Here is a 14,325-nt window from a genome sequence, read left to right on the forward strand (position 1 = left end):
AACGACCGAGCTGATTACAGTACGGAACTGATGACCATCTCGTTCTCGGTGCTCGGCCCCTTGGCGGCCTGCGACGCACGCGGGCCGGTCGCGTTGCCCGGGCCGCGGCATCGCGCGGTGCTCGCGCGCCTGCTGGTTGCCCGCGGGCAGGTGGTGTCGACGGACGCGCTGGTCGACGCGTTGTGGACCGAGCCGCGCGCGGGTGCGGTCGGTGCGGTGCAGACGTTCGTCGGCGCGCTGCGGCGTTCGCTCGAACCGGACCGTCCGCCGCGGACGCCCGCGAAACTGCTGGTCACCGCCGGGCCGGGATATGCGCTGCGTGCGGAACCGGAGCAGGTCGACGCGTGGCGGTTCGAGGCGTTGCTGCGCGGGACGCCGTCGGTCGCGCAGTTGGACGAGGCGCTCGGCTGGTGGCGAGGTGAGCCGTACGCGGAGTTCGCGGACGAGCCCTGGGCGCGGGCCGAACGGGCTCGCCTGGACGAACTGCGGCTGCTCGCGCTGGAGCGGCGGGCGGCGGGTCTGCTGGATCTCGGCCGTGCTGCCGAAGCCGTGCCGGACCTGGAGTCCCTTGTGGACGCTCATCCGCTGCGCGAGGAAGCGTGGCGGCTGCTGTCGCTCGCGTTGTACCGCGCTGGTCGTCAGGGTGACGCGCTTGCTGCCTTGCGTCGGGCGCGGGCTGGGCTGGCGGCGGAGCTGGGGGTCGATCCTGGACCGGCGTTGCGGCAGGTGGAGCAGGACATCCTGGCGCAGGCTCCGCAGTTGGCCCCGGCTGTTTCCGGCCGGCTGGCCGGGCGGGATCCGGAGCTGGCGCGGCTCGCCGAGGTCGCGGCGGAAGTGGCTGACCGCAAGCGATTCCGCCTCGTGCTGGTGTCCGGCGCGGCGGGTGCGGGCAAGACGGCCCTCGTCGAGGAATTCGCTGCGCGGCTGGGCTGGACCACGGCGTGGGGCCTCAATCCGGATGGTGCCGGAGTGCCGCCCGCTTGGCCGTGGACACGGATTCTTGCTGCATTGGGCGAACCGGTCCCGCCGCGGGCGACCGGCGGCGATCCGGCGGTCGCGCGGTTCGAGTGGCATCAGGCGATGGCGGCACGGATTTCCGAGGTGGCTCGCCGGGGTCCGTTGCTGCTCGTTCTGGACGATTTGCAGTGGGCTGGCGAGGAAACCCTGGCACTGCTGACGTCGATGACCGCGGCTCCGGTGCTGCTGGTCGCGACGTATCGGACCACGGAGGTCTCCGCAGAACTGACCGCGGCCTTGGGCAGACTCGCGCGCGCCGACCCGGTTCGGCTGTATCTGGGCGGCCTTTCGGTCGAGGCGGTTGCCGAATTGGTCGGTCCCGAGTCGGCCGCGGTGATTCACCGGCGTTCTGGCGGAAATCCGTTCTTCGTCAAGGAACTTGCCCGTGCGCTGGATGCCGAAGGCGACCTACCGGACGGGGTCCGCGACGTCGTCCGGAACCGGATCGCCGCGTTGCCCGACCACGTACGCGCAGTGCTCGGGAAGGCCGCGGTGATCGGCGCGGACGTCGACCTCGGCCTGCTCGGTGACGTCCTCGACGAGCTGGAAACCGCTGTGCAGGCAGGTTTTCTGGTCGAAAGCGGACCGAGGGCGTTCCGGTTCGCGCACGCGCTCGTCCGCGACGCTGTCTACGATGACCTTTCGCTCGCTCGACGCGCACAGCTGCATCGCGAAGTCGGCGAGGCGTTGGCGAGTCGTCGACCGTCCGCGATTTCCCTGCTGGCGCACCATTTCTTGCTCGCCGGAGACGACCGCGGCACCGCCTATGCGCAAGCAGCCGCGGAACGCGCCGAACGAGATTTCGCGCCGCACGAAGCACTTCGGCTCTGGCAAGCCGCTTTGGCGCAAGGTCCGCGTACGGTGGAATTGCTGATGGGCCTCGCCCGGACGTCCGCGTTCACCGGCTCCCTGGCCGCCGCGCGCCGCTACCGCGCCGAGGCGCTGGACCTCGCCGGCGACGATTCCGCGTTGACCATCCGCGTTTTGACCGCCTTCGACGTCCCGGGAATCTGGACCGAGAACGACGATCCCGTCCTGGCCCGCCGCATCGCCGACGCCGCCGAACGTGTGCACACCACCGATCCGCTCGTACGCGCCCGGCTGCTGGCGACCATCGCGTTGGAACTGCGCAACGAAGGCGGTCAACGCGCCCACGACGCGGCTGTCGAGGCGGAGAAACTGGCGCGGTCCGCCGAGGATCCGGCGCTGCTGGCGTTGGCGTTGAACGCACGCTGGACGCAGACCTTCACCCGCGCCGGTCTGGCCCCGGAACGCGCCCGGATCGGCGAGGAACTGGTCGAACTGGCCGCCCGGCACCGGTTGGTGACGTTCGAGGTGCTCGGTCACCTGGTGCTGATGCAGGCCCGCTCAGCGCTGGCCGATTTCGCCGCCGCCGACACCCACGCGATCGCGGCGGACCGGCTGGGGGAGCAGTACGACCTCCCGCTCGTCAGCGTGTTCACCGACTGGTACCGCGCGCTCCGCCTGGCCGTCACCGGTCCGGTCGCCGCCGCGGAAGCCGCTTACCGCAGTGCCGCGGCCCGGTTGTCCGGCAGCGGAATGTCCGGAGTGGACCGCGGGCTGCTGCCGCTGGCCCGGCATTGCCTTTACGTCCAGCACGGCCTGGAGTCCACAGTGGACTTCACGCTGCCGCCGGATCGCCCGGACCTGTTCCTGGAACTCCGGGCGTGCCTTACCGTTTCGACCGGCGACGCACGCGAGCTGTATGCGCGACTGGCTCCCGCGGAGAACGAGCTGGCCGGTGCCGGTTCCGGTGTGGTGACGCTCGGCCCGGTCGCCTACTACCTGGGCGAACTGGCTGTCCGGCTGGGATTGCCGCCCGACGAGCACTACCGCAAGGCCGCCGAAGTGGCCCGCCGCGCGGGTGCCGCGCACTGGGTCAGTCGACTACGTACCATTTCCCGCCGCGATTCTCCATGACGGCGTCGCCGAGGTCGCTGTCGGTGAACTTGACGGAAGCCTTCACCGCGCGCGCCGGGATCTCGACCCGCTTGGCCCCTTCCTTGATCTTGGACCGGTCGACCGTGGCCGTCTGCAGGGCCTTCTTCTGCGCCGGGGAGATCAGCTGGAACGCCATCGGCATGGTCTTCTCGCACGGTCCCATGCCCTGGTCTTCCGCCTGCTTGGCGGCCGGACCGGCGATCTCGCACACCGTCGCGAGGTCCTGCCTGCCCGCCGCGTGCATGAAGGCTTCGTACCGATCGACCGCGTCGCCGCCGGTCGACTCCGCCGCGGAGGACGTCGCCGGTGCCGCCGAGGTCGACGGCGACGGCTGCGCGGCCGAGGAAGGCGCGGGTGCGCTCGAGGGCGCGGAGGGAGCGGGAGCCGCGGTGCCGCCGCTTTCGCCGGAACAACTGCTGATCAGGAGGGCAGCGCCCACGGCGAGAAAGGGGAGCATACGAGCGGACATGGCGTGCCTTTCCCGTCAGGAAGAATGCTCCGGAGCATAAGCGACAGACGGGTGCCGCGTGCGGAAACAGGAAAGTTGCCGCTGGTCCTGAGGTTCGACGTCAGTTCGCCGGATGCCCCGCCCCGGCGTAGTCGTCGCCGGGCCGGTGGAACGTGTGGATCTGGATCGCCTGGCCCTCGGTCGGCGCGTTGATCATCAGGCCGTTCCCCAGGTACAGCCCCACGTGGTGGATGTGCGCCTGGCTGCCGTAGAAGACGAGGTCGCCCAGCTGCGGTTCCTGCCCGGCCGGAACCGGCGGCATCGAGCGGAACTGGCTGTCCGCCGTGCGCGGCAAGGAAACCCCGGCGCTGTCGTAGGAAGCCTTGGTGAGACCCGAGCAGTCGAAGCCGGCCGCGCCCGCGTCGGGGCCGTTGCCGCCCCACACGTACGGCAGGCCGAGCTGTCCGAGCGCGAATCGCGTGGCGCGCACCGACGGAGCGTTCGCCTTCGCCGGGTCCAGGGAGAGCGTCGCGTACAGCTGGGCGTAGCCGAGCACGCGCTGCCGGAACAGCTCCATGCCGCTGCCGTTCTCGTAACCGGCGACAGCCTTCCACCAGCCGTTGCCCGCGGACAGGTCGACGCCGCTCGCGCACAGTGCGCGTCCCGCCGCGACGGACGCGGCCGACGGGTCGGACAGCGCCGGGTTCGCGATGCCGGGGATCTGCGCGCTGTACTTCTTCCACTGCTGCGTCGAAAGCCCCATCGGCTCGCCCTCGCCGCGGCCGTGGTTGTTGCCGGCGACGCCGAGGCCCGCCAGCGTGACCCACGACAGGTGGCAGTCCGGGCGCTCCTTGCGCATGGTCAGCTCGCCGTTGGCGTACCCGAGCAAAACGGGGGCCGGGATGTCCAGCGGCCCGGCGAGCGAATCCGCCCACTTCTGCAGCGGGGCCGGACCACCGCCTCCGCCTGCCGCGCCCTGCGCCGGTTCCTGCGCTTGCACCGGAGCGCTCGCCTGCAGCACCGACGGACCGCTGACGGTCTGCGTGGGCACCGGCGCGGTGAGCGCGGCCTGCGCCGGAACGGGAGCGGGCTGGTCGCGTCCGGCGACCAGCCAGCCCGCGGTGGCGAGGCCGGCGACCAGCGGCAACGCCACGAGTCCGCGATACAGCGCGCCGCGAGCCCAAGCGGGCTTCGGCGGCGCGTCGGCGGTGGGGGTCTCCGGCGTCACGGCGTCCAATCTAGAAGAGCGCACCTCTGGGTAACGAGCGAACGGCTTGCACGTTAGGGGGACTCTCATATTGTGGGCACATGGCTGAACTCGACGCGGCGCGGCTGCGGGACGGACTCGGCGGCCGCTACGCCCGCCTCGACGTCGTGGAGACGACCGGTTCCACCAATGCTGACCTGCGGGAAGCGCTCGTCGCGGGAGCGGCGGACCGGACCGTTTTGCTGGCCGAACACCAGACGGCCGGGGTCGGACGGCGGGCTCGTTCGTGGAGTTCGCCGAAGGGTGCCGGGCTCTACCTGAGCATCGCGCTGCGCCCGGCGGGCGTGCCGTTCTCCGCGCTCGGTTCACTGTCCGTGGTCGCCGGGCTCGCGGTGCACGCGCTCGCCACCGATCTGGGCGTCGACGTCGCCCTCAAATGGCCTAACGACGTGCTCGCCGGGCCGGACCGGGCCAAGTGCGCGGGCATCCTCGCCGAGGCCGTCGGCGCCGACGACGCGGCCGTGGTGCTCGGCATCGGGCTGAACGTCCTGCCGCTCGGCGACGACGTCCCGGCCGGTCCGGGCGGTCTTCCCGCGACCTCGCTCGCCGAGCAGGGCGCGACGACCACCGACCGCACCGAGGTCGCGCTCGGCCTGCTGACCAGGTTCGACGACCTCGAACGCCGCTGGCGGACGGCGGGCGGTGACCTCACCGAGGCCGGTCTGCTCGGCGACTACCGCGCCCGCTGCGCGACGCTCGGCCAGGACGTCCAGGTGCAGCTTCCGGACGGGTCGACGCTCACCGGCCGCGCCGCGGACCTGGACGCGTCCGGCCAGTTGCAGGTCGACGTTCCCGACGGACGGCGGCTGACCGTCTTCGCCGGTGATGTGGTGCACGTCCGCCCTGCTTGACCGGAACGGGCGCGCCCGCGCGAGGCCCGCGCCGGTACGGTGGATCCACCACATCGGCACACATTCGCAGGGGAGCGCCCGCCGTGGCCTATCCGGACGATTTGCTCAGCCAGAACGAACGCGTGGTGGTGCACAGCCACCCGCATTTCAAGATGCTGATCTTCCCGTTCCTGGCGTTCGTGATCACCGTCGGCGCCGCGGTGTGGCTGCTCGTGGTCACGCGGGACCTCGCCGGTCCGTGGAACAACGTGTCGATGATCGCGATCGCGGTGGTGGCGCTCGTCCTGGTGGTGTGGCTGTTCCTCGCGCCGCTCGTCCGCTGGCGCACGACGCACTTCATCGTGACGACCGACCGGCTGATCGCGCGCGAGGGCGTGCTCAAGCGCACCGGCATCGACATCCCGCTGTCGCGGATCAACAGCGTGCAGTTCGAGCACGGCCTGCTCGACCGGATCTTCGGCTGCGGCACGCTCATCATCGAATCGGCCTCGGACGAGCCGCTGCGCTTCGATGACATTCCCCACGTCGAGCACGTGCACACGGTCATTTACCGCGAAGTCAACGACAATCCCTACGACGACTACCACGGCGCGCCCGGTCCGCAGGACACCGAACCTCTGCCCCCGCGCGGCCGGGAACCGCGCGGAAGGAGACGCTGACGTGGGTGCTCGAGAGGTCGGCCTGCCGGAACGGGTCCCCGCGGGCGGGTTGCCGCCGCGGGTCGAGATCTGGGAGGTCGGGGCGCGCGACGGGCTGCAGAACGAGAGCTCGGTCGTGCCGGTCGAGGTCAAGCTCGAATTCCTGGACCGGCTCGCCGGCGCCGGGCTGACCACCCTCGAGGCGACCAGCTTCGTGCACCCGAAGTGGGTGCCGCAGCTCGCCGACGCCGAACAGCTGCTCGCCGGGCTCGACCGCCACGACGGCGTCCGCTACCCGGTGCTGGTCCCGAACGACCGCGGCCTCAACCGCGCGCTCGACGCGGGCGTCGACCACATCGCGATCTTCGCCAGCGCGACCGAGACCTTCGCCCAGCGCAACCTGAATTCGACCTTCGACGACCAGTTCGGCATGTTCGAACCGGTCGTCACGCGGGCCCGCAAGGAGGGCCTCGAAGTCCGCGGTTACCTGTCGATGTGCTTCGGCGACCCGTGGGAGGGCGTGGTCGACGTGGAGCAGGTCGTGCGCGCGGGCAAGCGGCTGCTCGACTTCGGCTGCTCGCAGCTTTCGCTCGGCGACACCATCGGCGTCGCGACCACGAACCAGGTCACCCGGCTGATCGAGGCGTTCGGGGACACCTCGGCACTCGCCGTGCACTTCCACGACACCTACGGCCAGGCGCTGGCCAACACCGAGGCCGCGCTCCGCGCCGGTGTGTCCACTGTGGACTCGTCGGCCGGCGGCCTCGGCGGCTGCCCGTACGCCGAGTCGGCGACCGGCAACCTGGCGACCGAGGATCTGGTCTGGCTGCTGGAAGGGCTGGGTGTGGAGCACGGCGTCGATCTCGGCAAGCTGGTGGAGACCAGCGTGTGGATGGCAGGGCAGCTCGGCCGTCCGTCGCCGTCGCGGGTCGTGAACGCGCTTGCCGGATAGCGCTCCCGAATTCGTTCCGCTCAGCGCGGAGACATGGCCGTTGTTCGAGCGGCTCTTCGGCCCCGGCGGGGTACAGGGCGGCTGCTGGTGCACGTTCTTCCGGCTCAGCGGACCCGACTACGAGGCTGCCGGTCGTGACGGTCGCAAGGCGCATGTCCGAGGCGAGGCCCAGGACGGGAAACCGTTGGGGCTCTTAAGCATCGTCGACGGCGAGCCGCTGGGCTGGGTGGCCGTGTCGCCGCGGAAGGACAATCCGCGGCTGGCGCGGTCACGCGTGATGGCGTCGGACGAACCCGGTGCGGTCTGGTCGGTCACCTGCTTCTACATCCACCGTCGCGGTCGTCGGCGCGGGCTGGCGTCGGCGTTGCTGCGGGCTGCCGTGGACTACGCCGCCGAACAGGGCGCCGAAACTGTCGAGGGGTATCCGGTGGAGGTCGGCCCTCGGTCGACCTCCTCGGACCTCTATCACGGCACCACCGGCATGTTCGCCGACGCGGGGTTCGAGGTGGTCGAGAAGCGCGGCGCGGCCCGCGCGTTGGTGCGGCGGCGCATCGCGATCGCCCGATAAGGTGGGTTTCCCGCTCGCCCGGAACCTCCCGGTGCGCGCGAGCGTCCGACCCGGTGCCGGCACGACCGAGAAGAGGGTGCCAGTGTCCGACCAGCCCGAACCGGCAGACACCGACGTCGCCACCGGCCCGGTGCGCGTGCCCGCCCAATACGGCGGGCTGCTGCACCGCGGCTTCGACGAGGTGCCCACCCCGCCTTCGGGCACCGGCGTGCTGCCCGCGCACAGCCGTCCGCCGGTCGGTTCTCCGCGCACCGACCGGGAAAGCGTGCTCGCGTTGTTCGCGGTCCACATGTTCCCGCTCGGGCATTTGCCGGTGGCGGCGGACCGTCCGGACCGGCAGTTGCCGCTGCCCGCGGACGCGGCCGCCGAGGGCGCGCGGCGTCCGTTGTTCGACCATCCGGAATCGGCGTTGCTGGACGACTCCGCGGTGCTCGGGTACGTCAAGCAGGGCTTCCGTCGTTCGCCCGCGCCGCCGGTGGATCCGGAGCCGCCCGAGGCGGTCGTCGAAGGCTATGCGGCACCGGAGGGTCCCGAATGGGAGAGCCGGTTCGTGGTCGGCGCCGAGTACGTGTGGCCGCCCGCGGAGGGTGCCGTCGAAGAGCCGAATCCGGTGGTACTGCCGGAAAACACGCTGCTGGACCGCTTCGGCAGCGACCACGGCCGCGTGTTCGCGCCGGAAGGCACGCCGTTCGCGGAACGCGCGCTGCCGCCCGCGGCGCTGCGGTCGGGCTACCGCCGGTATCGCGTGCTGAAGCCGATGCCGGTGTGGCAAACCACGTCGGCGGAGTGGTTCGACGGGCCGGGCGGCGGAATCCGCTACCGTGCGGTGCTCTCCGCGGACGAACTGGTCACGCTGGGATTCCTGGTCGACGTCACGCGGGAGGCACGATGAACACCCAGTCGATTCGCAAATGGCTGGACGTCATCGGAGTGCCCGGGGAAGTCGTGTCGATCGGCCGGGAAGCGGACAACACGTGGTGCCTGCTGCCGACCGCGGACGGCGGCTGGGAAGTGTTCTGGCGCGAGCAGGGCAACCGCTACGACTGGGCCGCGTTCACCTCCGAACAGGTCGCCTGCCACTACCTCTTCGGCAGGCTGACCTGGTCACAGGTGGCGCGCGGCGCGGTCGGCGTGCTGCCCGGCGCTCACTGACGGCGCAGCACGGCCAGCGCTTCGTCGTGCAGGAGGCCGTTCGTGGACAGCGCTGAGCCGCCCTCGTAGGTCTCCGCACCGGAAAGATCGGTGAACCGCCCGCCCGCCTCGGTGACGATCACCTGTGCGGCGGCGACGTCCCACGGGTTCACGATGCACTCGGCCGCGACGTCCATCGCGCCTTCGGCGACGAGGCAGTGGCTCCAGAAATCACCGAACGCGCGGGACTCCCAGCACGCCTCGGTGAGCGCCAGGTACTTCTCGCGGGAGTGGTACTCGGTCCAGCTGTTCAAGTCCGTCGTGGACAGATAGGCGTCGCCGAGCGTCGCCACCTTCGAGACGGACATGCGCCGTTCGCCCGCCGCGTCGCGCAGGTGCGCGCCCTCGCCGCGAGCCGCCCACCAGCGCCGGCCCAGCAACGGCGCGCTGATCATGCCGACCACCGGCGTGCCGTCCTCGACCAGCGCGATCAGCGTCGCCCACACCGGGAGTCCGCGCAGGAAGTTCTTGGTCCCGTCGATCGGGTCGATCACCCACGCCCGGCCCTCGCTGCCCGCCGAGCCGCCGCGTTCCTCGCCCGCGACCGTGTCGCCGGGCCGCTGCGCGGCGAGGATTTCGCGGATCGCGTCCTCGACCGCGGTGTCGGCGTCGGTCACCGGCGTGCGGTCCGGTTTCGCGGACACCGCGAGGTCGAGCGCACGGAAACGGGCAGTGGTCAGCGCGTCGGCGGCGTCCGCCAGCCGGGTGGCGAGAACGAGGTCATCCGAGTAGGCAGGCACGGTCACGATGGTTTCACGCCCGTTCGCCGTAAGGTTGGCCAGGTGAGCATGGTCCTACTTGCCGAAGACGATCCGGCCATCGCCGAGCCGCTGTCCCGCGCGCTGCACCGGGAGGGGTACGAGATCGAGGTCGTGACCGACGGCCCGGCGGTGCTGGCCGCGACCGCCGCGCACCGGGTCGACCTGCTCGTGCTCGATCTCGGGCTGCCCGGGATGGACGGGCTGGAGGTGTGCCGCAGACTGCGCGCGAGCGGCACCGAACTGCCGGTGCTGATGCTCACCGCGCGCACCGACGAGGTCGATTTCGTCGTCGGCCTCGACGCGGGCGCGGACGATTACGTGGCCAAGCCGTTCCGGCTGGCCGAACTGCTCGCGCGGATCCGCGCGCTGCTGCGCCGCCGGGTGCCGGAGGTGCTGGAAGCCGGCGGCGTCCGGATGGACCTCGGCGCGCGACTGGTCACTGTGGACTCGCACGAGGTGCAGCTGGCGAACAAGGAGTTCGAGCTGCTGCGCGTGCTGATGAGCCGCGCCGGGCAGGTCGTCAGCCGCGACGAGATCCTCGCCGAGGTGTGGAACGACCTCGAGTCCAAGACGTCGAAGACGCTCGACATGCACATGTCCTGGCTGCGCCGCAAACTCGCGGTCGCCGCCGACGAGGCGGCGGGCAGGCAGGCGAAGCCCGCGCATTCCGACGCCGAACGGCGCATCGCGACCGTGCGCGGCGTCGGGTTCCGGTTCAATGTCGAGTAGCCGCCGATGAGCATGCGCCGCCGGATCCTGCTGGCGATCCTCCTCGCCGTGCTGGTCACCGCGGCCGTGCTGGGCATCCCGCTCGGCGTCACCGCGTGGCGGCTGGTGGAGAACCTCAACCGGGAAAGCCTGGCCGAACGGGCGCGCAACATCGCCGCGACGGTCGACACGCAGGTCGCGAACGGCCAGGAGATCGACCTGGAGCAGTTCCGGGTCGGCGTTCCGGAGGGCGGCATGCTGATCGTGCGCGCCGAGGGCTTCAGCGAAAAACACCTCGGCGCGAACCCCGGCCCGGACCCCGTGGTCGAATCGGTGCCGACCGCGCGAAGCGGCACGGTCATGCTGGCGATCCCCAGCGGTCCGGTCCGCACGAAGCAGACGCAGGTGACGCTGCTGGTCGTGCTGCTGGTGGTCCTGTCGGTCGGCACCGGCACCGTGGTGGCGACAGTGACCGCGCGCCGCCTGGCGAAACCGCTCCGGCACGTCGCAGACCGCGCGTCCCGCCTGGGCGGCGGCGATTTCCGGCCGGATCCGAGCCGCTACCGCGTGGCCGAACTGGACATGGTCGCGGAAGCCCTGGACACGTCGGGGTCCGCCTTGGCGCAGCTCGTGCAGCGGGAACGACAGCTGGTCGGGGATGTCTCGCACCAGCTGCGCAGCCGGTTGACCGCGCTGCAGCTGCGGCTGGAGCCCTTGACCGGCCACGAGGACCCGGATGTCGTCGAGGAGTCCCGAGCCGCGCAGGAACAAGCCGACCGCCTGGCGCAGGCCCTGGACGAACTGCTGGCCGCCGCGCGCGCTGCCCGCGAGGTAGACGCCGAACCGGTCGATCTGCCGGTGGCGTTGCCCGCTGTCGCGGAGGAATGGCGTCAGCTGCTGCGCGTCGAGGGACGGAATTTGCGTCTGAAGGTCGCAGACGGCTTGATGGTGCGCGTGACTCCGGCGCGGCTGCGCGAGGTGATCGGCGTGCTGCTGGACAACGCCCTCCGCCACGGAGCGGGGACGGTCACGCTGTCCGCCCGCCGCGGTGACGCGGAGGGGACTGTGGTGATCGAGGTCGCGGACACCGGATCCGGAGTGCCGGACGAAATCGCGCCGCACATTTTCGAACGCGGTTTTTCGGGCGGCGGTTCGACCGGCGTGGGTTTGGCTCTGGCCCGCGCACTGGTCGAGGCGGACGGCGGACGGCTGGAACTGTCGAATAAGCGTCCGGCGATTTTCAGTCTGTTCCTGAAGGTGCCGCGCCCGGACGAGGTAGGCGAATTGCGGTGGCCCGCGGAGCCGGTTCCTCGCTGAGGATCTTGACGGCTTCCCGCAGGTCTGCCGCCATTCGGTGCGGTGGTTGACCTTGCTGCCACGTGCGGTGGTGGCTGATCCAGAGCGTGCGCAGTCCGGCGTGGTTCCGCAGTTTCGCGCGGCGAGACGGCGGAGTTTCGCTAGCTGATTGTCCTGCATCCCGTTGGCGACAATGCCGATCCACTATCCAGCAGCGCGCAGTGTGCCGAGAATGTCCAGCGTGTTCGAGCAGAGCTGCACCAGCGGTGGAATCCGTGCGCGGTGACTCGCCCGCAATTGTTCAACAGGCTCGGCCAAGTCGAACTTCTGTCGGACCTCCGCGAAGACCCGATCCATCGGCAGGCCGCCCAGCGGGAAAACGCGCCGCTGAGATCGGTCAGCGTGTCGTCCAGATCGACCAGCGCCAGCCGGGTCACCGGGGAAGCCGGGTGACCCCGTCCTTCCGCCGTTCCCCCAGCTCGTCCGGGAACACCCACTTCTTGAAGCCCCAGAACCGGAACACCATCGCCAGCAGCATGCCGATGATCGACCCGCTCGCGAAGTCCGCGACCTCCTGCACGAACCGCGACACGTGCGGCACTTCCAGGTGCAGCCAGTAGCGCGAGATCAGCAGCGGAATCAGGTTCACCACCACCGCGACCCCGCTGATCACGAAGAACAGAGTGGCCTCGTGGGCGCGTTCGCGGCCGCCGCGGGTGCGGAACGACCATTCGCGGTTGAGCACGTACGACACGATCGTCGCGACGATGATCGCGATCGCCTTCGCCGTGGTCGGTTTCGACTCCAGCACGCTGAGCTTCAGCAGGTACCAGACGCCGTTGTCGACCAGGAAGGTCGTGCCGCCCACGATCGCGAACTTCAGCAGCTCCCGGTGCCTCACGAGCACGGAGCGCAACGGCTCGGGCGTGCGGGCGAGCACGGTTTCGACGACGGTCACGTAACGCAGTCTAGAGAATTCGAGGTCACGGCAGGTCTCAGGCGGCCTTACGGTCCGGAATATCCGGATTGTCATTCCGCGCTGGTTCCGTCCGGGCGCCCTCCGTAGGGAACACCCACTTCTTGAAGGCCCACCAGCGGAACAGCGTCCCGAGCAGAGTGCCGATGATCATCCCGCTGACGAAGTCGGCCGTCTCCTGCCCGACCAGGCTCACGTGCGGCACCTGCAACTGCAGCACGTAGCGCGAAACCCACTGCGGCAACGCGTTCAGCGCCAGCGCGACCCCGCTGAGCAGGAAGAACAGCGCCGCCTCGTGGGAACGTTCACGGCCGCCACGGGTGCGGAACGACCATTCGCGATTCGCGACGTAGGAGAAGATCGTGGCGATCAGCACACCGACGATCAGCGCCGTGACCGGATGGGTCCGCAGCACGGTGAACTTCAGTGCGTACGTGATCGTCATCGTGATGACGAAGCTCGTCCCGCCGACCAGGGCGAAGCGGACCAGTTCGCGGTGCTTCGCCAGGAGTTCGCGCACCTCGTGGACGCTACTCCGTGACCCAGCCGAAGAACCCCCGGGGCTCGACCGACGGCGGACGTTTGCCGTGGTTATCGGGTTTGCCCGGCTTGCTGTCCGAACCGGGGTTCGGCGGCGCGCTCGTGGTGGCGGCCGGGCTGCTCGACGTCGGGTCCGGGGTCTCGTCGTCAGGCGATGTCGAAGTCGGCAGGGTGGTGCTCGGCTTCGGGTGCTTGGACGAGTTCGGCGGGTGGCTCTTCGAGGTCGGGATCGACGGCGTCGGCAGCGTCGGCACCGACGTGGACGACATCGGCCCGAGCGTCGGGTCGTGGCACATGTTCCACCAGCAGCCGAGCTCCACCGCGACCGGTTTCGCCGAGGCGCTGCCGAGCGAGGCGTTGACCGTGACGGTGAGCGGGCCGTCGAACGGCTTGCGGTTCACGAGCACCCACAGCGACGCCTGCTCGCCGGGAGCCAGCGGTTTGGCGCTGGTGCAGCTCGTGCTCGAAGCGCCGGACGTGCACTTGAACTGCTTGAAGCTGACCTGTCCCTCGACGCGGTGGTCAAAGGTGATGGTCACGGGTTTCGTGCTCTCCCCGGTGTTCTGCACCTCAGCGTCGATGAGCGGCTGCAGCCGCCACATCCCTCCGATTGCCTTGGCCGTCAGCGACAGAGCGTCCTTCGGGGCCTTGACCTTCACCTGCACGGTGACGTTGACGTTGACCGAAGCACCCGCAGTGACCGAACCGGTCACCTCGCCGCCCTTCGCGCTGTCGTCCGCCTGCAACCGGAACATCAGCACCGCCGATTGCCCAGGCTGCAATCCGCTGCCGGTCTTGCACGTGACCGTGCCCTCTCCACCCGGGCACGCGACCTGCATCGGCCCCGACTGCGCGGCCGCCTCGCTGGAATACGCACCAGCCGCGCCGCCGCCGTTCGCCGGAACGGCCCGGACACCAGATGGCAGGTTCAGCGTCGCCTGGACCGGTTCGGACACGGAACCACCGTTGTTGCGCACGGTGATCGGCAGCGCGACCGGTCCGCCGCCCGGCTGGAGTTCGACCCCGCTCGGCGGCATGGACGCGGACAGCTGCGGCGGCGCGGCAGGCGGGTTCTGGGCAGGCGGCTGCGCCGGCGGAGCGGCCGGTGGTGCCGCGGGCGGCGGCACAGCCGGAGGCGCGGGCTGGGCAG

Annotated in this window: 14 protein-coding genes and 1 pseudogene; 9 read left to right on the forward strand and 6 right to left on the reverse strand. The window is 70.5% G+C overall.

All coding sequences use genetic code 11. The features are described 5' to 3' along the window. Nucleotides 1–30 precede the first annotated feature (30 nt). Complete coding sequence (locus tag EIZ44_RS29610; RefSeq protein ID WP_134732585.1) at nucleotides 31–2,958, forward strand: ATP-binding protein; 2,928 nt, start codon at nucleotides 31–33, stop codon at nucleotides 2,956–2,958. On the opposite strand, the gene EIZ44_RS29615 is transcribed toward EIZ44_RS29610, so the two are convergent. Together EIZ44_RS29615 and EIZ44_RS29620 are read right to left on the reverse strand one after the other, a co-directional pair. Continuing rightward, nucleotides 2,918–3,418 carry a hypothetical protein gene (locus EIZ44_RS29615; RefSeq protein WP_240691448.1) on the reverse strand — a complete coding sequence of 167 codons (501 nt, stop codon included), beginning with the start codon at nucleotides 3,416–3,418 and terminating at the stop codon, nucleotides 2,918–2,920. The genes EIZ44_RS29610 and EIZ44_RS29615 overlap by 41 nt on opposite strands. A 130-nt stretch (nucleotides 3,419–3,548) precedes the next feature. Then, a complete protein-coding gene (locus tag EIZ44_RS29620; protein ID WP_240691449.1) occupies nucleotides 3,549–4,655 on the reverse strand; it encodes a C40 family peptidase in 1,107 nt (368 codons plus the stop codon). 80 nt (nucleotides 4,656–4,735) lie between these two features. On the opposite strand from EIZ44_RS29620, the gene EIZ44_RS29625 reads away from it, so the two are divergent. From EIZ44_RS29625 to EIZ44_RS29650, 6 genes are all read left to right on the forward strand, one after another. Then, nucleotides 4,736–5,545, forward strand: a complete 810-nt coding sequence (locus EIZ44_RS29625; protein WP_134732588.1) for a biotin--[acetyl-CoA-carboxylase] ligase — start codon at nucleotides 4,736–4,738, stop codon at nucleotides 5,543–5,545. An 83-nt stretch (nucleotides 5,546–5,628) separates the two neighbouring features. Then, nucleotides 5,629–6,204: a PH domain-containing protein gene (locus EIZ44_RS29630; RefSeq protein WP_037816017.1), complete on the forward strand. Its 576-nt coding sequence runs from the start codon at nucleotides 5,629–5,631 to the stop codon at nucleotides 6,202–6,204. Nucleotide 6,205: 1 nt separating this feature from the next. Beyond that, nucleotides 6,206–7,135, forward strand: coding sequence for a hydroxymethylglutaryl-CoA lyase (locus tag EIZ44_RS29635; protein ID WP_037816016.1), 930 nt, complete (start codon nucleotides 6,206–6,208; stop codon nucleotides 7,133–7,135). 40 nt (nucleotides 7,136–7,175) lie between these two features. Continuing rightward, entirely contained in the window at nucleotides 7,176–7,703 is a 528-nt protein-coding gene (locus tag EIZ44_RS29640; protein WP_240691450.1) for a GNAT family N-acetyltransferase, read from the forward strand. A gap of 82 nt (nucleotides 7,704–7,785) precedes the next feature. Beyond that, nucleotides 7,786–8,595 (forward strand): TNT domain-containing protein, encoded by an 810-nt coding sequence (locus tag EIZ44_RS29645; RefSeq protein WP_240691451.1) that lies wholly within the window; start codon nucleotides 7,786–7,788, stop codon nucleotides 8,593–8,595. After that, nucleotides 8,592–8,855: a hypothetical protein gene (locus EIZ44_RS29650; protein WP_037816012.1), complete on the forward strand. Its 264-nt coding sequence runs from the start codon at nucleotides 8,592–8,594 to the stop codon at nucleotides 8,853–8,855. Before EIZ44_RS29645 ends, EIZ44_RS29650 begins: the two co-directional genes overlap by 4 nt. On the opposite strand, the gene hisN is transcribed toward EIZ44_RS29650, so the two are convergent. Next, nucleotides 8,849–9,640: a histidinol-phosphatase gene (gene hisN / locus EIZ44_RS29655; RefSeq protein ID WP_037816009.1), complete on the reverse strand. Its 792-nt coding sequence runs from the start codon at nucleotides 9,638–9,640 to the stop codon at nucleotides 8,849–8,851. The genes EIZ44_RS29650 and hisN overlap by 7 nt on opposite strands. Before the next feature lie 42 nt (nucleotides 9,641–9,682). Here hisN and EIZ44_RS29660 point away from each other — a divergent pair, with 42 nt between their 5' ends. Next, nucleotides 9,683–10,384, forward strand: a complete 702-nt coding sequence (locus tag EIZ44_RS29660; RefSeq protein ID WP_009072764.1) for a response regulator transcription factor — start codon at nucleotides 9,683–9,685, stop codon at nucleotides 10,382–10,384. A gap of 12 nt (nucleotides 10,385–10,396) precedes the next feature. Beyond that, on the forward strand, nucleotides 10,397–11,680 hold the full coding sequence (locus EIZ44_RS29665; protein ID WP_037816408.1) for a sensor histidine kinase: 1,284 nt from the start codon (nucleotides 10,397–10,399) through the stop codon (nucleotides 11,678–11,680). Nucleotides 11,681–12,092: 412 nt separating this feature from the next. Here EIZ44_RS29665 and EIZ44_RS29670 read toward each other — a convergent pair whose 3' ends face one another. The 3 genes and pseudogenes from EIZ44_RS29670 to EIZ44_RS29680 form a co-directional block, all read right to left on the reverse strand. Further along, nucleotides 12,093–12,617 carry a GtrA family protein gene (locus EIZ44_RS29670; RefSeq protein ID WP_037816006.1) on the reverse strand — a complete coding sequence of 175 codons (525 nt, stop codon included), beginning with the start codon at nucleotides 12,615–12,617 and terminating at the stop codon, nucleotides 12,093–12,095. A 37-nt stretch (nucleotides 12,618–12,654) separates the two neighbouring features. Continuing rightward, the gene (locus tag EIZ44_RS29675; protein ID WP_037816005.1) at nucleotides 12,655–13,155 is read right to left on the reverse strand and encodes a GtrA family protein; all 501 of its coding nucleotides are present in this window, start codon (nucleotides 13,153–13,155) and stop codon (nucleotides 12,655–12,657) included. 10 nt (nucleotides 13,156–13,165) lie between these two features. Then, nucleotides 13,166–14,325: pseudogene (locus EIZ44_RS29680) on the reverse strand (sigma-70 family RNA polymerase sigma factor); the annotation flags it as partial.

Origin of the sequence: Amycolatopsis nivea (assembly GCF_004522235.1) — a bacterium.
Taxonomy (GTDB): domain Bacteria; phylum Actinomycetota; class Actinomycetes; order Mycobacteriales; family Pseudonocardiaceae; genus Amycolatopsis; species Amycolatopsis nivea.